14 protein-coding genes are annotated in these 26,411 nt (G+C 52.6%); 9 read left to right on the top strand and 5 right to left on the bottom strand.

What is annotated here, in order from left to right; all coding sequences use genetic code 11:
• Positions 1-16: 16 nt before the first annotated feature.
• Positions 17-949: a Uma2 family endonuclease gene (locus HJG54_RS02370; protein WP_316433133.1), complete on the top strand. Its 933-nt coding sequence runs from the start codon at positions 17-19 to the stop codon at positions 947-949.
• A gap of 24 nt (positions 950-973) precedes the next feature.
• On the opposite strand, the gene HJG54_RS02365 is transcribed toward HJG54_RS02370, so the two are convergent.
• Together HJG54_RS02365 and smc are read right to left on the bottom strand one after the other, a co-directional pair.
• Positions 974-1,954, bottom strand: coding sequence for a PRC-barrel domain-containing protein (locus HJG54_RS02365; protein WP_036001386.1), 981 nt, complete (start codon positions 1,952-1,954; stop codon positions 974-976).
• 123 nt (positions 1,955-2,077) lie between these two features.
• Positions 2,078-5,839, bottom strand: coding sequence for a chromosome segregation protein SMC (smc, locus tag HJG54_RS02360; RefSeq protein WP_316433132.1), 3,762 nt, complete (start codon positions 5,837-5,839; stop codon positions 2,078-2,080).
• Positions 5,840-6,104: 265 nt separating this feature from the next.
• Here smc and HJG54_RS02355 point away from each other — a divergent pair, with 265 nt between their 5' ends.
• Entirely contained in the window at positions 6,105-7,331 is a 1,227-nt protein-coding gene (locus HJG54_RS02355) for a glycosyltransferase family 4 protein (protein WP_316433131.1), read from the top strand.
• Between the two features lie 165 nt (positions 7,332-7,496).
• Entirely contained in the window at positions 7,497-9,812 is a 2,316-nt protein-coding gene (locus HJG54_RS02350) for a hypothetical protein (protein WP_316433130.1), read from the top strand.
• A 169-nt stretch (positions 9,813-9,981) separates the two neighbouring features.
• On the opposite strand, the gene HJG54_RS02345 is transcribed toward HJG54_RS02350, so the two are convergent.
• Together HJG54_RS02345 and HJG54_RS02340 are read right to left on the bottom strand one after the other, a co-directional pair.
• On the bottom strand, positions 9,982-11,403 hold the full coding sequence (locus tag HJG54_RS02345; protein WP_316433129.1) for a serine/threonine protein kinase: 1,422 nt from the start codon (positions 11,401-11,403) through the stop codon (positions 9,982-9,984).
• A 137-nt stretch (positions 11,404-11,540) separates the two neighbouring features.
• On the bottom strand, positions 11,541-12,770 hold the full coding sequence (locus HJG54_RS02340; RefSeq protein WP_316433128.1) for a Coenzyme F420 hydrogenase/dehydrogenase, beta subunit C-terminal domain: 1,230 nt from the start codon (positions 12,768-12,770) through the stop codon (positions 11,541-11,543).
• A 98-nt stretch (positions 12,771-12,868) separates the two neighbouring features.
• Here HJG54_RS02340 and HJG54_RS02335 point away from each other — a divergent pair, with 98 nt between their 5' ends.
• The 6 genes from HJG54_RS02335 to HJG54_RS02310 all read left to right on the top strand — a co-directional run bounded on the left by HJG54_RS02335 (position 12,869) and on the right by HJG54_RS02310 (position 19,463).
• A complete protein-coding gene (locus HJG54_RS02335) occupies positions 12,869-13,483 on the top strand; it encodes an EVE domain-containing protein (RefSeq protein WP_316433127.1) in 615 nt (204 codons plus the stop codon).
• A 199-nt stretch (positions 13,484-13,682) separates the two neighbouring features.
• Positions 13,683-14,126: a hypothetical protein gene (locus HJG54_RS02330; RefSeq protein WP_316433126.1), complete on the top strand. Its 444-nt coding sequence runs from the start codon at positions 13,683-13,685 to the stop codon at positions 14,124-14,126.
• 197 nt (positions 14,127-14,323) lie between these two features.
• Positions 14,324-15,814 carry a glycosyltransferase gene (locus HJG54_RS02325; RefSeq protein ID WP_316433125.1) on the top strand — a complete coding sequence of 497 codons (1,491 nt, stop codon included), beginning with the start codon at positions 14,324-14,326 and terminating at the stop codon, positions 15,812-15,814.
• A 79-nt stretch (positions 15,815-15,893) separates the two neighbouring features.
• Entirely contained in the window at positions 15,894-17,522 is a 1,629-nt protein-coding gene (locus tag HJG54_RS02320) for an ABC transporter substrate-binding protein (RefSeq protein ID WP_316433124.1), read from the top strand.
• A gap of 240 nt (positions 17,523-17,762) precedes the next feature.
• On the top strand, positions 17,763-18,785 hold the full coding sequence (uvsE, locus tag HJG54_RS02315) for a UV DNA damage repair endonuclease UvsE (protein ID WP_316433123.1): 1,023 nt from the start codon (positions 17,763-17,765) through the stop codon (positions 18,783-18,785).
• Positions 18,786-18,923: 138 nt separating this feature from the next.
• On the top strand, positions 18,924-19,463 hold the full coding sequence (locus tag HJG54_RS02310; RefSeq protein ID WP_036001367.1) for a Dps family protein: 540 nt from the start codon (positions 18,924-18,926) through the stop codon (positions 19,461-19,463).
• A 306-nt stretch (positions 19,464-19,769) separates the two neighbouring features.
• On the opposite strand, the gene HJG54_RS02305 is transcribed toward HJG54_RS02310, so the two are convergent.
• The gene (locus HJG54_RS02305; RefSeq protein WP_316433122.1) at positions 19,770-26,363 is read right to left on the bottom strand and encodes a DUF4347 domain-containing protein; all 6,594 of its coding nucleotides are present in this window, start codon (positions 26,361-26,363) and stop codon (positions 19,770-19,772) included.
• Positions 26,364-26,411 lie beyond the last annotated feature (48 nt).

The following is a 26,411-nucleotide window of genomic DNA, read 5'->3' as shown; positions in this document are numbered from 1 at the left end:
GAGCTGAATTTTGCCTATGGATCCACGCTTTTATCCGATTCCCCAAACCGATCCGCCTCGCTCCCCCAGGGACACCCTTCCCACGATGTACGATCTGCCCAGTGAAGACCCAGAGGAACCTGGTTTGCCGGATGTATTTCATGATTTGCAGCCCCAGCTTTTGAGCGCTACCCTCCGCCTGCGCTACTATGCCAGCGATCAGATCTTTACCGGCACCGATCTCAACCTCTACTACGATGTGCGCCATCCCCTCTGGCACAAGCGACCGGATTGGTTTTTGGTCCTGGGTGTGCCGCGCCTCTACGATCAGATGGATCTGCGGGCCAGCTATGTGGTTTGGCAAGAAGGTGTGAATCCGTTTGTGGTGGTGGAGCTGCTTTCCCCCGGCACTGAGAAAGAAGACTTGGGCCGCTATGCCAACTTACCGCCAGCTTCGTCAGATCTAGAAATTGAAGCAGCGGATAGTTCTCCTGAGCGGTCTGATATTGCTAACGGTCGTTCCAGTACAGAAACACCCCCAGGCAAATGGCAGGTCTATGAACAGATCCTGCGTGTTCCCTACTACATCGTCTTTAGCCGCTACACGAATCAACTGCGCTTCTTTCAGCTAATTGGCGGCCACTACCAAGAGCAGAGGCTCGATTCTGCCGACCCCCGCATTTGGATTCCGGAACTAGAGCTGGGACTGGGCCTCTGGTTTGGCGACTACGACGGCATTACCCGCCCGTGGCTGCGCTGGTACGACGAGCAGGGAAACTGGATCCCGACCGATGCCGAACGAAACCAAGTTTTAGTGCAAGAGGCCGAACAAGAGCGCCAACGAGCGGAACAGGCAGAACGCCAACTCCGGCAAGTGGTGCTGAACTTGTTGCAGCAGGGAATGGGCAAAGCCCAAGTGGCCCAACTCACCGGACTTTCAGAAGCAGAGGTCGAGAATTTGGCTGGCTGAAATTGCCCCGCCTAGCTGACCCGCCTAGTAGTCCGTTTCTTCTTCGTATTCCACCACCCGCTTGCGTTCGGGAATATTCACCTGCGGAGCACGGTAAGGTTTGGGATTCTCGTCATCTTCCCAGGCGTCTTTGGTTACATCCTCATCGACCGTGACAAAATCAGCCTCTGGGATTTCCTCGTAAGGCACATCCTCGTATTTGGCCTCATTGTATTTGGGTTCATCGCTGCCCCAGTTTGATTCTTCAGCGTAAACCGGCTCCTCCTGCATTGCCCGCATCTGTTGCTTCGGCTGTTGGGCTTCCCAGTGGTCATCATCCCAGGTTTCTTGGGCAACGGGCACACGGCGCTGCTGCTGAATCGGTTCGACCGGCGTGCGAATTCCCGAAGGCAACTGGTTAGCGGTAGAGACAGGAGTGACATAATCTTCGTCTTCCTCCCGGTCCCAAGGGGCTTTGCCGATGCCGATCCGCTCTAGCAACCCTACTGTGAGCTGATTCAGTTTTTCTTCGGCACCTTCAAACACAATCAAGCGGTCCGGGCCACTGCTGACCACCTCATCCATCGACAGTTCGTAGGTGCTGATCAGCTGATCGGGAATCTGCGGCAGGCCAATCGAGGCTATCACGATTGATTCCACGCGGCCATCCTGAGTGTCGAACTTGAAGCCGCGCACCTTGCCAAGCAGCTCTCCAGTTTCGGTAATCACTTCGCTATTGATCAGGCTACTGTAGGCTTCGGTGTTGAAGTCGTCCTCGGTCGCCGTGTTGTCATCCACCAAAATCACATCCCCAATTTGGCGCACGCTAGTGAGCAGCATCACCTGCTGGACGTTGGACAACACGCCAGACAGCATACTTTCGCGCAGGCCGATCGCCACTACCTCGCGGCGATCCACATCTACCCAAAGCTGGCTCACCACCCCTAGGCGCTTGCCGCCGTCACGGGTAATGATCTGGGTCCCTATTAAATCAGAACGTTGGCAATACTGTTGTTCAAAGCTCATGTTCGAGTCCTAATCTCGAAGCGGTCTTAAGATACTAGTAATAATCCGTCATTAATAGTGATTCAACTATCAATATTAATTAAGATTACAGGCTTCAGGGTTATCTTAACGATTATACAGAAGCTATCCAGAAGCGCTCTGGAGGCTCAGCCCTAGAACCTGCGTGTAGGCTCCTCGGGCTTGGGTGACACCAATCGTGCGCTCGGCAGATTCAATCATCGGTCGCCGTAGGCTAACGACAATAAATTGGGCTTGCTGAGCTTGATGTTTAATCATTCTAGCTAATCGCTCTACATTTGCCCCATCCAGGAACATATCCACTTCGTCAAAGGCGTAGAAGGGGGAAGGACGGTAGCGTTGAAGCGCAAAGATAAAGCTGAGGGCGGTCAAGGATTTTTCTCCCCCTGACATCGAGGCCAAACGGCGCACCGGCTTGCCTTTGGGATGGGCCACCAAGTTCAAACCGCCGGCAAAGGGATCCTGGGAGTCATCAAGCTGCAAGTAGCCGTCTCCATCGGAAAGTTCAGCAAAGATCGTCTGGAAGTTCTTGTTGACTGCATCAAAGGCTTCTTTGAAAGCTCGCTGCCGCAATGTGGTGAAGTTTTCAATCCGCAACAGCAGTTCGGTGCGCTCTTCATCCAGGGTGGTCAGCTTTTGGCTCAGCTCGTCTAAGCGGGCCTGGGTGCGTTCATATTCCTCTAGAGCCAGCATATTCACGGGTTCCATCGCCTGCAGGCGTTTCTGAAGCGAGCGTAGCTCATGCTGCAAGGCAGCCAAGTCGGTACTATCCGGAATCTCCGGCAGCGGATCGGGTAACTCGGCCCGTTCAGTGGTGAGCTGTTCCTGTAGGGTGGCTAGCTCCTGTCGCCGGGTTTGCTGCGTTTCTAACAGTTTTTGCCGCTGCCATTCCAACTGCTGGTAGGCGGTTTGCTGGTCTCGTAGTTGGCGTTCGGCTCGGTCTCGCTCTTGTTTTTCAGCAGCCAGGGTTTGATCGATCGCGGCGAGGGCCGTTTGGGTGGCGCTGATTTGTTCGGTCAGGGCCGAGTGCTGGGTGGCGAGGGTCGAGTGTTGGTTGAGCTGAACTGTTTGCTGGTTGCGGTGGTCTTGCAGGCGCTGCTGGTATTGCTCGATTCGCTCTTGCAGGCGTTGTTGTTGCAACTCCAGATCCCGCATCCGCTGCTCTGCTGTTTGCAAGGCGAGCTGCCGCTGGTTCAATTCGGCTTCCTGCTGGCGGATGGCGGCCTGGATCTGCTGCCATTCACTGTGGGTTTGGGACTGCTCCAGTTCGGTCAAAGCTTGCCGCTGCTGTTGCAGAGTCGCTGTTTGGCGGGGGAGTTCGCGTTCCAGGGTGAATAAGCGCTCTTCGGCAGCCGTCAACTCCTGATTGTTCTGCGTCAACTGGGTGCGGAGTTGGCCTTCTTGGGCAATCAGACCGACCAACTGCTGCTGCAACTGCTCCACCTGAAGCTGGATGGTGCGCTGATTCTGCTTGGCCTCTGCAAGGGCCTGAGCGCCCTCCTTGACAGCCAGACTCGCCTGAAGGATTTGCCGCTCGCAGCGCTGGAGGATCTGGGCAATTTCCTGGAGCCGTTCCCGCAACGCTACCGCTTCAGCCGATTCTGCCGCTTCTACGGTGCCAAAGTGGAGAGTACCCTGTCGAGAGGTGATGCTGCCGCCGGTCATCGCGCCGCTAGTTTCCAGCAGTTCCCCGTCTAGGGTGACGATTCGGTACTGCCCCATCTGACGGCGAGCGGCTTCTAGCGCCTGAAACACAACCGTATTGCCAAACACATAGGCGAACACATCCCGATAGCGGTCGTCACAGTCAATCAAATTTGCGGCGTAGTCGATAAAGCCGTCAGGACGATTCCACTTGGCAAGCGGAGCCAGAGTTGGGGCTTTAATTTTGTTGAGCGGCAAAAAGGTAGCACGTCCGGCCCGCTGGCGTTTGAGCAATTCAATTCCGGCGGCGGCAATGCTGTCATCTTCGACAATCAGGTAGCTCAAGCGGGCACCGGCAGCAATTTCCAGCGCTAGCTGATACTGAGCATCGACTCGTCCCAGTTCGGCCACGAGTCCGCAGATTCCCGGCAGCCCGGCCTCGGCCAAAATCTGACTGATTCCGGTGCCTTGGGTTTCCCGGATCACCTGGGCTTGGGCCTCTAGCTTGTCGAGCTGGCGCTGTTTGTCGCGCTGTTCTTGCAGCAGGCGGGTTTGGGTTTCCTGCTGGAGCTGCAACTCGCGTTCGGCGGCAGAAACCGACTGCTCAAGGCCGTTCATGTCCTGGATCGAGGTGATCAGCTGCGACTCGATCTGACTACGTTGGGTTTGTTTAACGGCAATTTCTTCGGTTAAGGCTTGCAGCGCTTGGGTTTGCTCCTGGATTTTGACTCGGAGTTGCTCGGTGCGCTCTTGCAGACGAGCCTGTTCGGTGCGCTGAGGTTCAATGCTTTGCTGGAGAGTTTCGATTTGCCGCCGCAACGCCGTTTGCTCTTGGATCCAGGCATCTGAGGCGGAAGCCATCGTGTTGGCTGCTTCTCGCTGTTGCTCTAGCGCTTGCTGGGCCTGATCTCGATGCGCCCGGAGCGTCACCAAATCTTCTGCTTCTACCTGCTGCTTTTCTTTGGCCAAAGCGTCTAAGCGCTGCACCTGCTCTTGAATCTCCTGCTGAGTGCGCTCTAGGTTAGCGGCGGTTTCTTGACGGGCGGTGGCTAATTCCTGCTGCTGACGCTGCAACTGCCGCAGTTCGGCCTCGCGGGTGGCCAAGGTGGCCTGGAGTGCCAGAAGCTCATCTTCGCCCAAAGCTTTGACACGGCGATTCAACTGATCCAGCAAAATCGTGGCCTGTCGGATTTCTTCACCCATGCCGGTCAACCGCTCCGCTAGTTCGGCAGTGGTCTGGTCGCCCGCCACAATTTGAGCCTGGATCTGCTCGGCCTGTTTTGCCTTCGTATTCCAGAGCAACACCGATTCCCACTGGGATTTATCCTGAAATTCGGCCTTCAGACGCTGATACTTCTCGGCCTTGAGCCGGTCCTGGGCCAACCGATCCCGCTGGGCAATCAACTCCCGTTCCACAATGCGAAACCGCTCTTCTCGCTCTTTGACCGCATCCAGTTTTTCTTTCGCCTGGTCAATTTTGCGATCAAACGCGGCTACACCGGCCAGCTCATCAATAATTTCCCGCCGCTCCCGCGAGTTCATCGAAATGATACTGGTGACATCCCCCTGGAGCACGACGTTATAGCCTTCGGGGTAGACATGAAACTTCTGCAACTGCTCGTGTAGTTCGGTGAGCGTGCAGGGTTGAGCGTTGATGTAGTAGTTGGAGGTGTAGGTGCCCTGCTGGGTGACGCGCAGCTTACGGGTAACGGTCCATTCGGAGAGGGGAGTGGGGGAGTGGGGGAGTGGGGGAGTGGATGGGTGGATGGGTGGATGGGTGGATGAGTGACCATTCGATGCATGACCATTCGACTCGTGGCCGTTTTGCTCGTGACCATTCGACTCGTGGCCGTTTTGCTCGTGACCATTCGATTCGTGACCGTTGGATTCGGTACCTACGGATTGCAGCCGTTTGTCCTCTTCCTCCTCGGACTCCAGGACTCGCTGGACATCTTCGGCATCAAGGGCAAAGGTGACGGTGACGCTGGCTTCCACCATCGAACGGCCTCGACTGGCTTGGGTCTGGTTGACCAAATCGGGCAAACGCTCGGCTCGCATTCCCTTGGAGCTAGATAGGCCCAGGGCAAACAGCAACGCATCCAAAATGTTGGATTTACCAGAGCCGTTTGGCCCAGAAATCACGGTGAACCCTGGCAACAGCGGAACTTCTGTGGTGCCACCAAAGGACTTGAAATTCGTCAGTTCAACGCGCTTGATATACACAGGCCGTCCATGAGAGCTTAGTACAAATATACTATCTTAAATAAAAAATGCAAGACCTGTTGGTGTAAGGTCAGTGCAGACATGGTGCAAACACAAAGACGCTCCTAACTTTACTCAAAAAATGCAGAAGTGCGTCATAACGCAACTAAAATTTTGTAATCTTGGAGGCGGTAGGAAGCACTGCACCCCTACGTGAACCGACCCACCCGATAGTTTTCCCGTCTGACTAGGCACTCTAGAACCGATGATTCTGGAGAGCGGCCTGATGAAGATTTTGATGCTGTCGTCTACGTTTCCCTATCCGCCCAGTCGGGGAGGGACAGAAATTCGCACGTTTAATTTGCTGAAATACTTGTCGCAGCATCATTCAGTCTCGCTTATCACCCAACGCCATAAGGGAGTCAGCGATCAGGAAGTGGAGGAACTGCGGACCTGGGTGGATCAGCTCCAGCTTTTTGCTCTCTCAGAAACATCTCCGGCGGCAAATCGGCTCAAGCGGCTCAGCGGCCAGCTTCAGCGTTTGGCCCAATCCCTCTGGAGCAGTACCCCTCCCAACGTTCTTTATCGCTATTCGCCCCAGATGCAGGACTGGATTAGGGCAGCGGTGCAATCGGGCTATTACGATGTCATCACCTGCGAGCACAGCGTCAACGAAATTTATATCCAGCCAGAGTTCCGGCAGTCGATCAAAACCGTAGTGGATGTTCACAGCTCGGTCTATGCCTGGACGCGCAATCATCTGGAAATGGGTGCCTCTGCCCATCCTGGACGAGATCGGTTGTATCTGCCGCTGCTGAAGCGCTACGAAAAACGTTATTGCCGCAAGTTTTCCCAAATTGTCGTGACAACCGAAGACGACCGGCAAGAATTGCTCAACCTTGTGCCTGATGCCGCCATTGATGTGATTCCCAATGGGGTAGATCTCGACCTATTCCCCTATCGCAGTTTCGACCCCAGCAGTTACGATCTAGTGTTTGTCGGCGCAATGGATGCCTCCCACAATATCGACGCTGCCCGCTTCTTTGCCACCGAGGTAATGCCGCCCTTACGACAGCGCTATCCGCAGCTCACCTTTCGGATTGTCGGGGCACGGCCCGTAGCAGAAGTTTTAGAACTCGCCAAGCGACCAGGTGTTGTCGTGACCGGGCAGGTCTCCTCGACGGTAGACGAGCTGCACAAAGCTACTATTTGCGTTGTTCCTCTCCGCACTGGATTCGGCATCAAGAACAAAACCCTCGAAGCAATGGCAGCTGGTGTTCCGGTCGTAGCCAGCGATCGCGGCCTAGAAGGACTAGCTGTCGATGGCACCGGCATCCCGTTACGCGCCCTGCGAGCCAACCAGGTTCAGGATTATATCAAGGCGATCACCCGGTTGCTCGAAGACACCAACCTCCGTACAAATCTATCTCAAGCCGGTCGCATTTTTGTACAGCAAGAGTATACTTGGGAACGAGCAGGAGCGGCATATGAAAGAGTTTTGAGTTCTGAATGAGTGAAGTAAAGGAGTCAATTCGTTGCGTGGCAACAGGTTGGCTTATCTCAAGTACTGGGCCGATCTCCAAACTTTAGAATTACGTACGATACACACCCAACGCTCTAAAACTCAAACCTCAAACCTTAAAACTCAAAACTTATTTATTAAAGCTTGGAGTTGGGCATGGGGCGAAAAGTTCCAGTGAAAGTGCGGGTCTGGGTGACGGAACAATCGTCAATTTCCCGTAATTCCTGGAAGATTACCTTGCTCACAGGGACGCTTTTGACTGGTGCAGTGGGGCTAGTCTTCGCTGGAAGTTGGTTGGGGGTGCGGTTGATTGTCAGTCCTGGTTCGTTGACCTGGTTGAGTCAAATTCTGCCGCACTGGGGTGATTTCTCTGCTCCTCAACCCCAAACGCTGGCTGAAATTGGGGCTGAAGTGCAACAGGTCGGGCAGGCTATTGGAGCGCCGCTCTACTTCAGTAGCTATCCCGGCATGACGCAACAACGGGCTGGTTTTAATGATGTGCTATTGCCCATATTGCAAGCAGGTCCGCAGTGCACCCGTCAACCGAAGGGAGGGCGCTGTGGTGCCATTCTGGAACTGCGAGTGTACCGTTCTATCAGACAACCCTTCAGACAATCCTTGCTCGGCCAATCGGTGGTTCAGGGTCCGGGTACTGTCTATGAATTGATTGATCGGATTGGAGTGACTGGCCCCGAAGAGTTAAGCGCGATTGCCCGCCTGTCGCACAAAGCCATTACCCAAGGCTCAACCCGCACCTTGCCCCTGACCGATATGCACTTCATCGAAGGACAAGCTCCTGCTGGCATCTGGTTGCAGCTCAGCGGCGAGTGGAAGCGAGGCAGTCGGGTGCTGTATGGCCAGGTGGTTCAATATGATCCAGAACACCGCAGACTTTATGCGATGCAAGCGTGGAGCAGTCCAGCAGGGCAATGGCCGCGTTGGCAGCAGGTGACTGGCGATGCCACAGCCGAACTCGTCGTGGATCAAAGTATTGGATTGGAACCGCAATTTCAGGTGTACCAACTAAGACGGCCTCGGATCTCAGCCCAACCTCCAACATTGGAAGCTATTTCCCTCACCGAAGCGGCTTTAGCAGATCGCACATATGCCAACGGGTTATTGCTAGCGCGGCATGGATTGTGGTCGTCGGCGTTGCAGATCTTAAAAGCGGTCAAACAACGAGGCAAATGGTCGAGCGCGGCTCAGAGCCAGCTTGATGTAGTGGCGCTGCATGCCAAAATTACCCAAACTCAGGCGGATCGGGATTGGGCCAGTCCCACCCAGCAGATTTTGGCGCAGGTGATGGATGGCCGCTGGGCAAAATCTCTCGGCTTACTCAAGGCAGCCCATCAAAGCGGCTATGATATCGAGAATTTGCTGAAGCAGAATGCCGATCGCCTCTGGCAGCGGGTAGAAGCGGCGTTGCGGGTGAACCCCCATCAAGCGGACCTGCAAGCTTGGGGCACGCTGGTTTTAGCCGTCCAACAGAATCGGACCGAGGCCATTGCTTGGCTCCGCCGTCAGCCCAATCCAGCCGATCACCGCTCCAGTGAACAAACCCTAGCCCTGTTGCAGCCAAAGCCTGATCTAAATGCCATTCCTGATGCTGTTTTGCCTCCGGTGGCTGTTCCAACAGTTCCAGCTGCTGCTCCGGCTGTTGCCGGCGGTTTGATCGGTACAGTCAACCCGATAACAACAGTGCAAGCGTCTGATTGGTTGGCAGTTGCATCCCTGACCTTACCAGCTCAGCAAACCTGGTACCGTATCGAGGTGGTGGGATTTCACGATGGTCAGGACTGGCAGCCTGCTCGGTTGGGTGTGGAAGTGAGTGCAATTTCGACCACTCAGCCAGCACAAACGCTATTAAACGAGCTGGGATTAGAGAATTCACAGTTGCAAATTGTGGTTTGGCAAGATGCAACACCAGTCCAGACGTTATCTGCTACGGTCAAGGCGGTTCAGATCCAGCAGGGTCGGTTTTTCCTGTTGGCCGCAGGAGAGCGATTGGAGTTCCCCGATGGTTCTGCCGTTGTGGCCGTTACACCCGACACAATTTCCTGGTCACAGCCCTCTACCACGCTGACTCTAGCAGAACTAGCACAACAGCCGATTTGGCAAGAGAAACTGGTTCCCCAACTCTGGCAAGACCTACAAACCGCCGAGCTAATTCCTGCCCCAACTGCAACTGATGATCCGCTGCAAGTGCTTGGTGATTGGGCTATACAGCTTCTGGAACTCACAGGCGATCAAACGCCAGAAGCCATTCTAACGATTGAACCCGCTACGACAGATCCACCCCGGACGGTGATCTTTTCTGGCTCATCGCTCATCTACAGCGATCTGCATAATCCTGAGCGGTTTTTGGTTGCAATTGTTGAACATACTAATAACAGACGACCAATATTAATAGTGATGAATGCAGGTAAGTTAAATTTACAAAAATGGTCAAGTCAACGGCAGCAATTTGACTAAGATTTTTAAAATGGTTCAAAAGATGATAGCCAGAATCAATGAGGCAAGGGTTGAACGATTACTAGTAGAGCAGCATCCGCTGAAGTAAGCTTCTTGTTTGCAAGCAGAAGCCTACACTTTACTTTAATTGGGCTGAATCGATTCCTGACTCCTGACTCCTGACTCCTGATCACTGCTGCAATGACAACCCTAACCACTCACTCAAAGTCTCAGCTAGCCAATCGGCTTCTCGCTCGGTGAGTCCTTTTAGTTCAAAGGTTTTATGGCGCGTTCGTAACACCACTGCCGGTTCAATCGCACTAATGAAAGGCTCTCCTGTAGCCTTTTTAGCTTGCACTGTGTGAGACTGAATCCGCTCTAGTCGCACCAACTCGCGCCGAGGGGCAGACCCTAAGAATTCGACTCGCACGCCCAACAGTTCGTGGATTAAAGAAATTTCGTACTGATCAATGTAGAGGCGCAATTGCCTCAGCTCTGGGAAGCGATATTCTTGCCAAATCCGACTCAAGGCCGTCAACAGTTGGTGCCGATAGCCAAACAGAAGAAACCAGCCCAGAATCGGCAATTGCAGCAGCAAAGACACTAAAAGCACAATTGGCAGTGTTTTCAGCATGCGTAGAGCCGTCGTGCCCGACAGGTAGCGCATCGCCGTGAAAAAATTATGTTTGGGTGGTACCACCACCTGAAGTTGGTCGGGGCTAATGCTGAGGGAAATGCGGCTATTGTCGAGCTGATGGTGCAAGCCAACGGGGGCATCGAGTTTACATGCCCTCAGAGCTGTAAGAGCCGCTTGAGCCGAATCAAACCGCCGATCCAAGCTGGGTTCTACCATTCGCACTAACCATTGGCAGAAAGCCGAACTGAGTTGAGCCACCGCTTCGAACTGGATTCGTCCTGCCTGCAAAGGTAGCTCTGCCGGATGCCTGCCGGTGGCGAGGTAAATTAGCGTTGCGCCCAAACTGTAAAGATCGGAAGCGGGTACAGCCCGTCCACCAAACTGTTCCGGTGCGGTGTAGCCATAGGTGCCCACAACAGTAAAGGTGCCTTCGCGAGTGGCAGCTGCACTTTGGACCGAACCAAAGTCGATGAGATACACTTGCCCCACCCAGTGGCCGGAGCGCTCGCAGCTCAGCAGAATGTTGCTTGGTTTGAGGTCGCGATGCACAATAGCGGGATGGCGCTGATGCAGATAGATCAGAATTTGCAGCAGCGATTCGGCCAATTGCTTCAATTCTTGCGGGCTGAAGGTACGGCCCATTTGCAGGTGAGCTTGCAGCGAAGGCGCATCAATGTAGCTCTGGACTAAGACAAAGCCGCGACATTGGGGCAAATCCAGCTCGAAGGTGTCGAGATACTTGGGGATTGCCGGATGCTCCAGGCTTTGCAGCACCTGTCCTTCGCGTTCAAACAGCTTGAAGTGGTCCCACTCGATATCGCCGCCAAAAATCAGCAGTTTGAGAATCACGGGCTGTTGGGTCTGCCGATCGAGCGCTTGAAAGGTCTGTCTTCCCGGTTTCTTGCCCAGCATTTGCTGAATCTGGTAGCGGTCTTGCAGCACTTGTCCGGTCTGCAACATTCCGGTCTGCAACATAGAGCCTCCCATCTCTCCACGGCTTCAAGCGTCTAGAAACCTGATTTGCGAAAAATGTAGCTTTAGTCTAGCTCGCAGATTTTGCCAGTGGCCGGAGTTGGATCCAGCTAAGATTCAGGTGGTTTCAAAACAAAAAGTCAGTCCGGCAGCTTGTATTGACCTACGATGCGCTTGGCATATTCCGGCACATGGGCCTCTAGCTTTTCAGGATGGTGTCGCTTGACATAGAGATAATTGCGGGTGAAGTGGGAGTCAATCGAAAAACGAGCGTACTCTAAGCCTTTGGGACCAATTTTTTCGATTACGATCCCCATCAGCTTGGCAGCCCACATTGGCAGCGTTACTCCCTTATCGTAGGCGGGAATGCTTTGCTGCACGGCGTTTTTCCGATCCCCCTGAGACATTACCGGCTGAGTTTCGATCTGGTCCATCACCAAATCCAGCATTTCCTGCCCACGCTGATTGCGCACCACGATCCACTGCCAGCCAAACGGTGCCCCCATATAGCCCACCACCAGATCGGCCAGGGAATTCACATAGTCGAAGCAGCTCATGCAAGAAGGCGCAAATACATCCTTGAGCTGGTTGGTTTTGAGGCCGAAGAAGGGAACCGTCTCGGTCGAGCCATCTTCATGCTTGAAGTGGACGCGGAAATCTTGCATGAATTCGTAGTAGACCACCGTATCAGGCGAGCGGCTGGTGGTATCGAGGAATTTTTGCAAACCAGCGCGGGTGACATTATCAACGCAGGGTGTTCCCAACACATACAGCTTTTCTAACCCCAGTTCCTTTTCCACCGCGCGCAGAGCCTGGATCTGACAGCCCACCCCAATCACCAGCAGTTTTTTTAATCCCGATTGTTCGATCTGCTCCAGCACCGACAAATTAGGCGACAGAGTGGGTTTATTTACCCGAGCAGCCAAAATTTCCTCTGGAGTGCGGGCAATAATCGGCATTGGCTGAAACCGATCTTCCTTGGTATTCTGCACACAAACCACGCCTTCTACCCAGCCGCGAGTCAGCATTTCGATGGCAATGGTGCTGACAATGCCGGTCCACTGGGCACCTTCAATTGGCTGGAGTTTGCGAGCCGCCATCATCTGCTGCTGCACACCAAAGTACCAATCATCCTGGTTGGATAGATCCCGACTGCGTCCGTGGGTTTGTGCCTCTAAAGCCGGGATTTGCTGATTCAGAAACGCGCAGGCTTCCTTGACATAGTGGACATAGTAGGTATCGCATAGACCACATTCGCTGCATAGTTCCTTGGCAGGGCGGTGGCTTCCCGGTTTTAGCGCTCGTGCTTTGCGGTGCTTAGCCTGGTGGTGCGATGAGTCAGAGTGCTCGGCTGGAGTAATTGCAGTCATTGAAAAGTATCTATCTAAACGCGGATTCCTCTCTTGATCACAATACCGTAGAGACTGCCCAGAAAGGCGAGCATAGCTAATGTACTTATGTGACGTTAGTGGGTCAGCTCCAAATCGATAGAGAACAATTCCATGCTGACCTGGACCGCATCTGCCAACCGAGAGCTGCAACAGGAATCCGCCGCTTAATCGAGGCATTCATGCTAATTTGTTTATCCCTGGTTAACTATAGAAATTTGATGGCGATGAACTACTGGCTGATGAAATCGGAACCGGAGGTCTACGGGATTCAAGACCTGGCTCGCGATCAACAAACGATTTGGGATGGTGTGCGCAACTATCAGGCACGAAACTTCTTGCGCGAGATGCAGGTTGGCGATCTGGCCTTCTTTTATCACTCCAACACAACGCCGCCCGGAATTGTCGGGCTGATGCAGATTGTTCAAACCGGCCTTGCTGACCCCAGTCAGTTCGATCCCAGCAGCAAATACTACGACGCCAAATCTACGAAGGCCAATCCGCGCTGGCAAACTGTTCAGGTGGAATATGTAGAAACATTTGTCAATTTCATCCCGCTGGATCAGCTGCGGCAGCAATTCACACCTGAGCAGCTAGGAGTGGTGCGACAGGGGAATCGGCTCTCGGTGATGCCGGTGGCCACCCCAGTCGCAGAAAAAATTTTAGCCATCAGCCAGGGTAAAGCAAAGCCATAGGCTGGGTCAGCAGTGCCTTACGGCAGCTCACTACAGGATGGTTGCCGTTTTTGTTACCGCTAACCCAAATTGATCCCAGACTGATAGTTTTGTTGACAGGATGTTTACGGAATAGTACCAGTCGAACGGTGTATCCACAACAAGCTTATTCACCTGGCGTCTTACCCGGTTAGCTAGCAGCGTCTAGCATCTTAATGCTATGCCCCAGGCTCTTGCTGCTGATTCAGCGAGTCGAATGGGTTGTGGCAGAGCTGATGGTTGCGATTTGGCAAACCATTGGCTGTATGGTGCGATTTCGCGATTGGAGCAGGTTACTCAGCGTAAGCAGATGATGGGGGGGCTAGGATCTTATAGCTACAGCTATTTCTTGACTCACAATCTTGGCATAGGTCGGACCATCAGCCTGATTATTGGCAGTAATTTAATGCTTTGGGGTGTAGGGTTGCCGATTAGGGGACTTGGAATCTTGATTTTCTCTGTCCTGGCAGATTACACTACTCCACTGATCCAGCGGATTGTTTTGGCAGTTTTGCCGGGTCTCGATGATGTTCTGACTACCTCACCAAAGCGCCAGGTGCGCACTTGGCATCTCAATGTGGGCGATCGGGTTCGCTATTGTGGAGAAATGGTTAGACAGATCTAGAAGTGGAGCGTTTACTGGACAACCGGGAACTTTGCCTCTGTCAGGTATCTCATGGCTATTGGATGCCCTGGCTGAGAGTAAAGAAGCTAGAGCCAGATAGGGGTTCCGCCGCTGAGTTAAAGGAATGAGCGAAAGTTCCGTCTATCTTGTAGACTCGATAGCCAGCGGTTCTTTTCACAGTGAGGAGGGCAAGGGAAGTGAGGAAGTGGTCGGTTGAAATCCATAAGGCAGTTTTCACCCACGTCGTTTTAATCGGGATTCCAGCAATTTTTTTCTACTGTTTGCGGCTGGGTGGATGGAGCCTGACCGGCATACATCTAGTGATTGCAACTTTTTATTTGTTTAGCGCTTTCATGCTGCTGATCGAGTCTTCCTCAGCTGTGTTTCGTCGCTTTGCTACCGATGACTACAAGAAAGACAAAAATAGGGTCCACCAAACCTATTACGCTGCAAAAGCTTTACTAGGCGTCGGAGGATCCAGACAACCCTACCCCAAAGCCCCCGTTCCTAAATGTTCCTTCTTAGTGGCGGCCTACCTGCCTAACGAACAGGACATCATTCTTGAGACGCTAGAATACATTTTGCTGAATGTGGAACGTCCGCCAGGGGGCCTAGAAGTCATCCTGGCCTACAACACGCCGATTGATTTGCCGATTGAACAGGAACTTCAGCGTCTGGCGCAGCTCTACACTGAGTTGCGCCTCGTCCGTGTAGAAGGCAGCCGTTCCAAGGCCGAAAACCTAAATGCCGCGTTTGAGAGCGTCACCGGCGAGATTACCTGCATCTTAGATGCCGATCATCATCCAGCCCCCGACTGTTTCTTTCGCGCCTGGCACTGGATCGACCAGGGCTACGACGTGGTGCAGGGCCGCAGCATTATCCGCAACCACGATCAAAACCTGCTGACCCAAACCGTGGCGATTGAGTTCGAGATGATGTATGGCATCATCCACGCCGCCAAGTCGTTCCTGACCGATTCCAGCATCTTTGGTGGCTCGAATGGCTACTGGCGCACCTCGGTACTAAAGCGCATCCGGTTTAACCCCGTCATGCTGACTGAGGACATCGACGCCTCAATGCGTACCCTGCTCAACGGCTATCGGATTTTGCATGACCGCAGCATTATCAGTACCGAACTGGCTCCGGTTGATCTCTACTCCTTTTGGTTTCAGCGCAAGCGTTGGGCACAGGGCTGGCTGGAGGTAGGATTGAAGTACCAGCGTCATGTCTGGAGGTCTGATAAGCTCAACTCATTGCAGAAGGTCTTTTGGACCTATTTGCTCTATTACTGTGAGTTCTACTCGCTGGTGGCGATTCAGATTATTCCGTTGATGATCAGCCTATCGCTGCATCGGACCGCGGTGCCGACCACAATCAGTCATTACCTCTGGTTCAGTACGCTGCTCTCGTTCTTTAGCGGTGTTTGTCAAACCTTAGTCACCGCGAAAATTGGCGCGATCCGCTATCCGGTTTCTTACTACATCAAGCACATGCTGTTGCTGATTCCCTACATCACCTTCAAAAATGTGATTGCCATCGTTGGGGTCTATGACCACCTGCGGGGCAATAATAGCTGGAAGGTGACGCCCCGCGGCAAGCAGCCCTACTACCATTCGATTCTGCATCAAACGGTGCCCTCAACCTCGAATGAACCAGTCGTGGTGCACTCAACTACCAAACGGCTGTAGGGAACGGCTATAGGGAGCAATTGTAGAGGCCGAATCAGTAGCAAGCGTCATCTTGCTCTCTGTGTGGAAAGACTCGGTCATGGAACAGTTCTTTGAGACAGCACGACCCCTCGTTACCTACATCGGACCTTTGGTCTTGTTTGTTCTCGGAGCACTTTGGGCTTTAGACCAACATAACTCCAGATTTGAGTCGAAGCTGGCTGCCGTCAGTGCTTTGGTGGCCCTAGCGCTGCTGCTCAATTTAAACAGCTATGTGATTTTAGATTATGCAGTATCCCTTGGGTTGGTTGCCATTACCGCACTGGTGATTGTGCAGTTGATGCGGAAGCATCCCAGCTATGGGCAGAATTGGCGGCAAAACTGGTTGATCTGGTTGGTGATTCTCCTCGGTGGGTTGGCCAGCCTCTGGCTATTTGGGCATTACTATCAGCAAGATATTCGCAATGTCACCATCAAAGTAATGTTATCGACTGAGCCAGCACCCGAAACTCTGGACCAACGACGGTCAGCCGACTGGGAGCAGCGCACTGCTGAGCGCTTTGGGCAAAAAACGGGAGCACAGGTGATGATTATTCCAGCTCCTGCCAATGCCACCCAACGCCTCGAAGCCTATCTCAAGCAGTTCGACGCGCCTCAGCACATCGATCACTGGAGAACCAATCCAATCAATGATGTTGATGTGTTCACCATTGATTTGGCCTGGACTGGAATTATGCAGCAATATGCGGCGGATCTGACTTCCGCCCTCCAGGAGGTGCAAAAGCAGTTCATTCCAGCCATTACAGTCAACAACACAATCAATGGCAAATTAGTGGCAATCCCTTGGCATATTGATATTGGGCTGCTCTACTATCGCAAGGATTTGCTGAAAAAGTACGATATCCCAGAACCTCCCAGGACCTGGAGCGATCTAGAAACCGCCGCTAGGGTGATTCAGCAGGGTGAACGAGAGACTAATCCCTACTTCTGGGGCTTTATTTGGCAAGGCAAAGCCTATGAAGGGCTGACCTGCAACGCGTTGGAATGGCAAGCCTCGAATGGCAACCCAACGATTATCAATTCCAAGGGCGAGGCCAACCTCAACAATCTCCAAACAATTGCGGCGTTTGAGCGAGCCAGAAACTGGATTGGCGACATTTCACCCCCAAATTCCACCAGCTTTGATGAAGGCAAAACGTTTGATACCTGGATGGAGGGCAACGCAGCCTTCATGCGGAACTGGCCCTATGCTTATCGAGCCTCTCAGGAAGCGAGTTGGGCGGCTGAGGGCGATAGGGTTGGCGTTACGCTGTTACCGCAAGGAGATGGAATGAACGCCCGCCCTGCTGCTACCCTGGGAGGCTGGCAGTTGATTGTCAATGCCGAGACTAGGCATAAACAGAAGAAAGCGGCGATTGAATTTGTACGATTTCTCACCCAGAAAGAGACGCAGAAGGATTTGGCAATTGCGACTGGCAAGCTACCCGTGTGGAATGCCCTCTACGAGGATCAAACCATGCTGCGGGAGCTAAACTTTCCTAAAAATTTGGATTTACGTGAGAGCATTACCAATGCTGTAACGCGAATTTCTCCCCAGATTGTCGAGAGTTACCCAGCCATTTCAAAAGCTTATTTTGAAGAAGTTCATAAACTGCTGAAAGGAGAAAAGCCTGCTGAAGCTGCTGTCAGGGATATCGAAATCAAATTGCAGCAGGAGTTGAGTCGATAAATCAATCAATAATATCAAATCCAGTTAATCAGCCAGACGTAGAGGCGTTTTGCCAAAACGCCTGTACAATGCAGCATTTCCGGTTGATCCGTCAGCGTTCGCGTAGAGGCGTTTTGCCAAAACGCCTGCACAATATCAGCGTCTAAATTATAAAATTCCAGTTCTGTCCAAAGCCAGTTTTCGAGTCAGCCCTTACCGAGATAGAGATTAATCAATCCCTATTTTAGGAAACAATTTGCAATGGATTTAGCGCTTCAACCAGCCGTAGCGGTTCAGCCACCTGAACTAGGCTTGGTTTGCATTACCGTATCAGATCGGGTGCGGTTCCGAGCCATGACGCGCAAACGGCTGCTGCAACTTGCCCTGCCCGAACAAGAACAGGCGTTGCGAACCCTGTATGCCGAAAATCTGAAACGCCTCAGCAGTGCGGTGAGTTTTTGTCAGGGTGAAGCGATTCGACTTTACCGGCTTAGTTCAGCGGTATTTCCTTTTTCCGATGAACCGATGGGCGGGGCAGTGCTGGCCGAATTGGCAACCGACCTGCGGCAGATTGGGGAGCAGGCCATGGCAGCAGGAATTCGCTTGGTGCTGCATCCGGATCAGTTTGTAGTGCTGAACTCCGACCGTCCTGAGGTAATCGCCAATAGCATTAAGATTCTTAGCGCCCACGCCCGCCTGTTTGACTGGATGGGGCTACCGCGTTCGGCTTGGGCAGCCATGAACATCCACGGTGGCAAAGGAGATCGGGTTGAACGGCTAGTGCAGGTGATTCGCGAGTTGCCCGATGGGATTCGGCTGCGGCTGACGCTCGAAAATGATGAGTACACTTACGGCGCAACCGATATGCTAGCCATTTGCGAAGCCGCCTCAGTGCCAATGGTGTTTGATGCTCATCACCACCTGATCCACGACCGCCTAGAGAGCTATGAAGATGGGAGTGTGGTCGATTTAGTAGCAGCATCTCGCCAAACTTGGCCGGTCCCCGAATGGCAGTTGGTGCATATTTCCAATGGCCGCGAATTTCTGCATGATCCGCGCCACAGCGATTACATTACCCAGATGCCCAGTGCCTATCACCGCGTCAAATGGATCGAAATCGAAGCGCGCCAAAAAGAAAACGCGATTGCCCATCTGCGCCAAACCTGGTTGCCTTCTCTGGCTGAGGCAGCAACCACACCGCTGATTGCAACTTCAATTCAGCCACCGCAAATCCAGCCTAGCGTCGAGTTGCCCGAAGTTAATCCCGAACTGTCTACTCCCTAGGGAGGTACGCCCTAGTATAGATGGGCATCTGGCTGTAACGTTGACTTTCTCCCTTGCGATCGATGTTCTTTGCCTAGGAAATCGGTTGAATAGATACAGCAAAGTGAAAAGCAAAGTAAAAACGGAGACTTCAAAGCAATGCGTAAGCTGAACATTGGATTGACGGAAGAGCAGCGCCAGGGTGTAGTCGAGCTGCTCAACAGAGATTTGTCTGATGCATACTTGCTTTTGATCAAAACGAAGAAGTACCACTGGGATGTGGTAGGCCCACAATTCCGTTCGCTGCACGAAATGTGGGAAGAGCAGTATCAAACCCTGACTGAAACAATTGATAGCCTTGCAGAGCGCGTTCGTACCCTGGGTGGTTATCCGGTTGGAACCGCTACTGGTTTCCTGCAAATGGCTTCCATCAAAGAGGATGAAGGCCGCGTGCCGACTGCGACAGAAATGGTTGCCAACTTGGTGAACGACCACGAACAAGTTATTCGCAACCTACGTCAGCATGTTGATCAATGCAGCGATGAATTCCATGATGAAGGTACGGCTGACTTCCTGACTGGTCTGATGGAAGGTCACGAAGAAATGGCATGGATGCTGCGTTCGTTCATTGAAGGGGAAGCATTGGCGGCTGATGGTTCTAATGTGAATCAGCAAATCAAGACTCCTGTAGGAGTGTAACCTGGATTTGCTGATTGAAACGGCTTGAGTGGAATTGATTCGATTCAATTAACTCGATATCCTTAAGCCAACTCACCTACTCGTTTAATCAAAATCCTTCCTACGTTTCGATTGCGTTCCGAAAATACTAGACCTCTCTGACTCCTGGCTTCATCCTCCAGGAGTTTTTCAATTTTGCCTATTCAACAAGTTATACAACGAAAAAGGACACAGCATTTGCCATGTCCTAGATTCAACTAATCCTAAATTAAATGAACTGGATCAATGATCGGGCTAAACTGCCCGCTGCAATGGTTTGTGCTATCCCTAGGCAACCACCACGTTCTGCGGAGTCAGCGTTACGCCAGCCGCTAGTTTAGCAATCTGAACTTGTGGCAGTGCACCGTTACCATCGGCATCGAAGAATAGTGCTCCTTTCTTAGCGTTATAGATCAGGAAGTCGTTGCTGTCGCCTGCTTTGCTGCCCAAACGGAAGTTATTGCGATTAATCGCCTTACCGACTGGAGTGTCAGTGATGCTAGCGAGACCCACAATCTCTAGAATGTCCTGCTTTGTGAAGTCCAGGATCCGGTCGCGGCCAGCTTCTCCCAGACCAAGACTGAAGCGATCCCGTCCGGCACCGCCCAAGAGCAGGTCAGCAGCATCACCGCCAGCCAGCACATCATTGCCATCGCCGCCCACGAGTCGATCGCGATTCAAGCCGCCGTTCAGTTTATCGTTACCTAAACCACCTTCTAGGCGATCCTTACCTGCTTCACCAAACAGATCATCATTATTTTCATCGCCGAACAGTCGATCATCCCCCGCCACGCCAAAGATGCGGTCATCGCCAGCCCGCCCATTGATGCGGTCTCTCTTGTCGCTACCCCGTAGGAAATCGGCTTGATCAGTGCCGTTGGTCAGACCTCGTACAGCCTCTGCCACGAGTTTGTCGAAGGCTTTGCCCATGTTTTCGGCCATGAATTCCTTGATCTGCTTTTCGCCTGCTCCAAGGGCTTTAAGATCCTCAGCCGTTTTACTCAGCATCACCTTGCGGACCACACTCAGATCCCGCAGTAGATTCTTCAGGTCGCCCTTGGCGGCAATCTGCTCTAACCGCTGGTTGCCCGTTGCCATGACTTGAGCCACTTCATCGACCAACGCTTGCAGCTTCTGCGCTTTCGGATTTGCGTCGAGAGTTTGGAGATTGGCTACCGAGGTTTGCAGAATTTTCTGGACATCAGCCGCATTGCTGAGGCTGAGTTTTGTCCCTGGCTGGATTTGCGCAACAACCGCCTTGATCACCTGTTCTCGGATCTGTTGAACTGGTAGATTCGAAGCCCCATCCAACAGTTGCGTAGTCTGCACCAGGACGTTATTGATCTGAGAATAGACCATCTCGACGGTGCCGCCCAAGCCATCATTTTCAGCAATTGCCCCCATGGTGTCGAAGCCGCCAAAATCGAGACCGGGGGGTAAACCTAACACCTCAGCGACTTGCATCTGGGCTTCGTATTGACTGAGTCCCTGCTTGAGCATCTGACTCACAAGGGTTGTGACTGGGTTGATGGCAATGGCATCTGCGGGAGCAGTGAACGGCATCGTTTGCGGCAGGCCGGTATAGGTGTCGTAACCGCCTACGCCCACGAGTTGGCCTTCTGACGCATCGATTCGTCCATTTTGGTTGGTATCAAAGAGGTTGAGATCGAGATCAAAGGCGAAGCTACCATCCGAGAAGGTGGTGCCAAACGGTTCACCTTCATCCTGAATCTCGTTAAAGTTTGCGTCAAAGAAAACGGTGGCGTCAGCAATCGGATCTTTTCTGAACCAGCCCAAAACCTTCTTCGCTGTGTTCTTAACGGTATTAGTAACCGTATTGACGACTTGTTTACCCGTATTCACAACCACTGTAGCAGCCTTCTTTGCGGCTTCCAGTGCCAGTTGGGCCGATCGAGCAGCGAGATCGCGAAGACCGCCATAGATCCGATCTACGGTTTCTCGCACCATGTTGGTCAGATCGCGAACTGGTAAACCGAATAGCTCGATGCTGCCAGTTCTGGCGTCATACTTAAACAGTTCCGTATCGATGAAGGTGAGCTGAGCCAGCGTCGCTTCTAAAGGACCAAGGCTGCCCGTGACTTTTGCCCCCAGTTCGGCATCGACAGAGACACCGGCAAAGTTAACCGGATTACCAGCAAACAGCTCGTCACCTCTGACTCGGCCATCGTTGTTGCGATCATTGAGGTCAAAGCGCGGACCGCCCTTTAATTCGCCATATGGACCACCCCAGAGCGACACGGCTGGCTTATAGGTAATGCCGACGCCCCCGGCCAGTGTGAGTGATAGATCGAGCTTGAACTCGTTAACATCTGCCCCTGTGCCGTCCGGATTAGCGCGATCGCTGACATAGAAGCCGTTGAAGACTCTGGCAGCTTGACTGGTGGCATAGTCGGCATCCGCCCATTGCTGTAGCCCAAAGGTGTCGTAGCCAAAGGCCAGATCTGCCGAAATGCCAATCCCGCCGCCGATAGAGAATACCACTGGGTAGGGTGTAACCGTTTTCTCTTTCTGAACCGAGAAGTTGAGCGCCAATTCCGGCAAATCGTAGGTAAACAGAGTGACCGGCTGGCCGATCAGCATTTTGACCGCATTGCTAGAAGAATCGAACAGGTTGAACTTAATGCCAGAAAGCCGCTTGAAGTCTTTGATTAACCCACCGGAACTACCGGCCCGATCCAACTGAGAATCGATCCCTAATGGCGAACTGGTTTGAACCACATTGCCACTGCGAATACTGTTGGTTGCTCCAAAGGGATTGAAGTTATCCACCCGGAACGAACCTAGTAATAACCCTGTATCAGTGCTACTGGCTGCCCGCTGGCTCAAGTCCGAGATGGTTTTGATCGCGTTCAAGAAGCTACCAATTCTGCCGCCCGCTGCTCCGGCCATGTCCATGATGGTGGATTTGCCATCTCCGTCAACATCGGGGAATAGATAGCCAACCCCAATCGATTTGAGGTCATAGGACAGCAGGTTGATCACCGGGCGCATTGGCGAGATGACGCGGTCAATTGCTCGTAGCGTCGGCAGGACGACGTTGTTAGCGACTGAACCGAGGGACAGTTCCGTGTTGGTGAAGGCAAAGGTCGTGGTGGGAGTACCGACCAACTGAGTATTGGTGAACGTGAGATTGGGAATGTCGCCGCGCAGGGTGGTGTTGATGCCTGGAATAGCGGCACTGCCCATATCGGTATTGATTCTCAGACCCAGGTTGGGATCGCTGGTGAGGGACACATTGGTGAGCTGAGTGTTGTTGAAATTGCGCTGTAGCTCAGTCGTAGTCAGACGCTCACCATCGTTAGTTCCGGGGCTGTCAATGTCTCTCAGGCGCGTCGAGAAGGTCGCTTCCGCTTTGGTGCGGTTACTGGCGTCATCGGTGAGCCGAACCTTGTACAACCCCATGCGGCCAGATGCCGTGAATCCATTACCTAAGCCAACATCTAATTTGGAGTTGAGGCTGGTGCGATTGGTGTCGATAAAGAAGCCGTGATCCTTGTGGGAGCCAAACACTAATTTCAAATTGGTATTCAAGCTGCCCTGAGGGCTGCCACCCGTAACCGCGACTCGGCTCAATCCCAATCCCGGCATAGCCAGATCGCTCGCGAGCCGATTTACCTGCTGCTGCTGCGTCAGCGTAACTTCAAAGGTGCTCTCGTTGGAGTTGGCATTGCCGACAATTTGCACACCCGGAAACAGCGACTTCAGCCGTGTATTCAGCAGGGACTGCATGCCCTCATAGGTCAGGTTATTCGCAGTGCGAATCGCGGGTATCAGGCTATCGCGAATGCTGTGGAGGAAGCTGGGAATCGCGCCAGTGAGCCTGCCCACAATCGGTAGATTGGCTTGCAGCAACTGATTGTTGAGTACCTCTTGCAGTTTGTTGAGTGTATTTTGCAAACCATCTGCTGCGGCAGAGGCAACATACTGAACAAACGATTCCGAAACATCTTGTACCGTGACCGTGAGCGGTTTCTCGAAGGAAAGCCCGTTTTGGTCGGTGGTGCGGACCCGGATATTGTAGGAAGATTTGGCTTCGTAATCGGGAGATGCATTGATGCGGAGTTGATTACCCACAATCGAGAAGGCGGCATTGTCGGTGCTGCCAGCCCCAGACACGAGCGTGTAGGTGAAGGTGTTGCCGGTATCGGGGTCGGTGGTTGCAAAGGTTCCGACGACTGTATTAGCGGCTACGTTCTCAACCACGCTGGTGCCGCTGAGGTTGAGGTCGGTTGGTGCCTCATTAACGTTGTTGACCGCGATGGCCAGCACTTTTTCAAAGGAGAGACCACCCTGATCAGTCGTGCGGACTCGAATGCTGAGGTTCGATTTGGCTTCGAAATTCGGTGAAGACTTTAGCTTCAGTTCATTTCCAATAATCAGAAAGGAGTTATTATCAGTACTACCTTCGCCGGAAACCAGCGTGTAGGTAAAGGTGGTATCCTCGTTTGGATCCGCGCTAGAGAGCGTACCAACAGTAGCGTTTGCAGGAACATTCTCATTGACGCTGTTGCTGCTGAGATTTAGGTCAGTCGGTGCAGCATTATTACCGTTATTGCCACCGTTATTACCACCGTTATTGCCGCCATTACCACCTGTCTCATCTACATCACTCACCTCGATGGCAAACGTGCGCTCAAGGGATAACCCCTTCTGATCAGTGGTGCGGACCCGAATATCGTAAACATTTTTGGTCTCAAAATCGGGAGAGTTTTTGATTCTCAGTTGATTGTCAACAATCGTGAAGGCGTTGTTATCGGTATCTCCTTCACCGGAAACCAACGAGTAGGTGAAGGTATCACCCGTATCTGGATCGGTCGTCGTAAAGGTGCCAATCACCGTATTCGCCGGCACATTCTCTTCAACAGCAGTGGTGCTGAGACCTAAAGCAGTCGGAGCAGCGTTTGTGATTTCGACAATCCGAATATCATTCAGCACGCTCAACCCAGAGGCTGAATTGGCACCTGGCCCACTGGTGATTAGAATCTCACCGTTGGCATTCGCGGTTACAGTATCCCAAATCAACCAGCGGTATAAGCCAAGGTTTCCATTCCAGTCGTCGCCTAATCCACCTTGCCCATCACTGCTGCGGCTCGCAAAACTGCCCTGCACCTGCACATCCGAGCTAATTCCACCAGCATTAGTGGCAGAAACCACCTCAACTTTATATTGCTTGCCCGGAGTAAACCCGGCAAAGCGAGCGACCAGCGGAGTGTTCTGACCAAAAAAATTATCAGAGCCAGCATTGCCATCGATCCAGTCCTTGTTACCGGCAAACCACTGGTTCGATCCAACCTCGGTGTAGACATTCTGGACGGTTAAGCTGATACCAGTTGCCGTGCCGCTATTGAAATCCTTCAGACCATTGAACGTGCCTGCACTGGGAATCACATTCCAATTTCCGGCGGGATTAGCAGCTTGATCTGATAGGTCTACTCGCAGTTCTAACGGACCTGCCGGAGCTTCATTGACATCATTCACCGTAATGGTTAGCGGCTTCTCGAACGTTGCGCCATTTTGGTCAGTGGTGCGCACACGAATGCTGTAGCTGGATTTTTGCTCGTAGTCAGGCGAATCTTTGATCTTCAGCTCATTGCCAACAATGGTGAATGCGTTATTGTCCGTGCTGCCTGTACCAGCAACCAAGCTATAGGTAAAAGTGTTACCCGTATCCGGATCGGTGGTAGTGAAGGTACCTACAGTAGTGTTTGCAGATACATTTTCATCAATGGCAGTGGTGCTGAGACTTAGATCAGTCGGAGCAGCGTTCGTGATTTCAACAATCCGGATATCGTTAAGTACACTCAATCCAGAGGGGGAATTAGCACCCGGCCCACTAGTAACGACAATCTCACCGTTGGCATTTGCGGTTACAGTATCCCAAATCAACCAACGGTATAGGCCGAGATTGCCATTCCAGTCGTCGCCCAGCCCACCTTGTCCATCACTACTGCGGCTCGCAAAACTGCCCTGCACCTGCACATCCGAGCTAACGCCTCCCGCATTGGTGGCAGAGACAACTTCGATTCGGTATTGTTTGCCTGCTGTAAACCCGGCAAAGCGAGCGACCAGCGGCGTGTTCTGGCCCCAGAAGTTATCTACCCCCGCATTGCCATCAATCCAGTCTGTGGTACCGGCAAACCACTGGTTCGAATCGACTTCGATGTAAACATTCTCAACGGTTAGGCTGATATCAGTGGCACTGCCGCTGTTGAAATCCTTCAGGGCATTAAATGTACCTGCACTGGGAATCACGTTCCAATTTCCGGTTGGATTCGCGGCTCGATCCGATAGATCTACTCGGAGTTCTAAAGAAAAAACACCCGTATAGGTTTGCAGTAATTGGGACGTGAACGCCAGCGGGCCACATGCTTCGCCAACCTGGACATCTAGCTCCCAGTTAGCGCCTTGAGCTGCACTGCCAATGCGGGTAGAAGAAGCTGCGATGTTTGCGCCCGTCGTCCGATGCAGTTTTGCTAAAAATTCTTCGCCCGCGTCACCCGCCGCCGCGTTGCAACCATACAATAATAGAGAAGAAACGGGCCAGTTCCGGAGTTGATTCGCATAGCGATGGATAGTAGCCAAACTGAGTTGGCTATTGCCCAAGTACACGCAGCCTGGTGCACCATGAGAAACAATATGCAGGCTTGTAGTATGGGGATATTGCTGGGGATATTGCTGCAAAATCTCACTGATTTGCTCAACGCCATCCCGATTGCTATCTAAAATTAAGGCAACGGCTTCCGAAACGACGGCAGCGGCTAACGTTGTGTAGTCTGTGATGCTGGGGTCAATTACAACTAGTGTGAAGCCCTTGGCGGCCAAATCAGTATTTTTTAAGTCAGGGTTATGCGAGCAGATCATAAGTTAATCCATTACTCCGGAATACAAGTAGCGGTAGCTAAGTACTAT

Origin of the sequence: Leptolyngbya sp. NK1-12 (assembly GCF_032598965.1) — a bacterium.
Classification (GTDB): domain Bacteria; phylum Cyanobacteriota; class Cyanobacteriia; order Elainellales; family Elainellaceae; genus Elainella.
This window is presented reverse-complemented; position numbering and strand designations above follow the sequence as displayed.

Coding starts and splice junctions, on each gene's coding strand:
- HJG54_RS02370 (WP_316433133.1), top strand. CDS start 17: ATGGATCCACGCTTTTATCCGATTCCCCAAACCGATCCGCCTCGCTCC.
- HJG54_RS02365 (WP_036001386.1), bottom strand. CDS start 1,954: ATGAGCTTTGAACAACAGTATTGCCAACGTTCTGATTTAATAGGGACC.
- HJG54_RS02355 (WP_316433131.1), top strand. CDS start 6,105: ATGAAGATTTTGATGCTGTCGTCTACGTTTCCCTATCCGCCCAGTCGG.
- HJG54_RS02350 (WP_316433130.1), top strand. CDS start 7,497: ATGGGGCGAAAAGTTCCAGTGAAAGTGCGGGTCTGGGTGACGGAACAA.
- HJG54_RS02345 (WP_316433129.1), bottom strand. CDS start 11,403: ATGTTGCAGACCGGAATGTTGCAGACCGGACAAGTGCTGCAAGACCGC.
- HJG54_RS02340 (WP_316433128.1), bottom strand. CDS start 12,770: ATGACTGCAATTACTCCAGCCGAGCACTCTGACTCATCGCACCACCAG.
- HJG54_RS02330 (WP_316433126.1), top strand. CDS start 13,683: ATGCCCCAGGCTCTTGCTGCTGATTCAGCGAGTCGAATGGGTTGTGGC.
- HJG54_RS02320 (WP_316433124.1), top strand. CDS start 15,894: ATGGAACAGTTCTTTGAGACAGCACGACCCCTCGTTACCTACATCGGA.
- uvsE (WP_316433123.1), top strand. CDS start 17,763: ATGGATTTAGCGCTTCAACCAGCCGTAGCGGTTCAGCCACCTGAACTA.
- HJG54_RS02310 (WP_036001367.1), top strand. CDS start 18,924: ATGCGTAAGCTGAACATTGGATTGACGGAAGAGCAGCGCCAGGGTGTA.
- HJG54_RS02305 (WP_316433122.1), bottom strand. CDS start 26,363: ATGATCTGCTCGCATAACCCTGACTTAAAAAATACTGATTTGGCCGCC.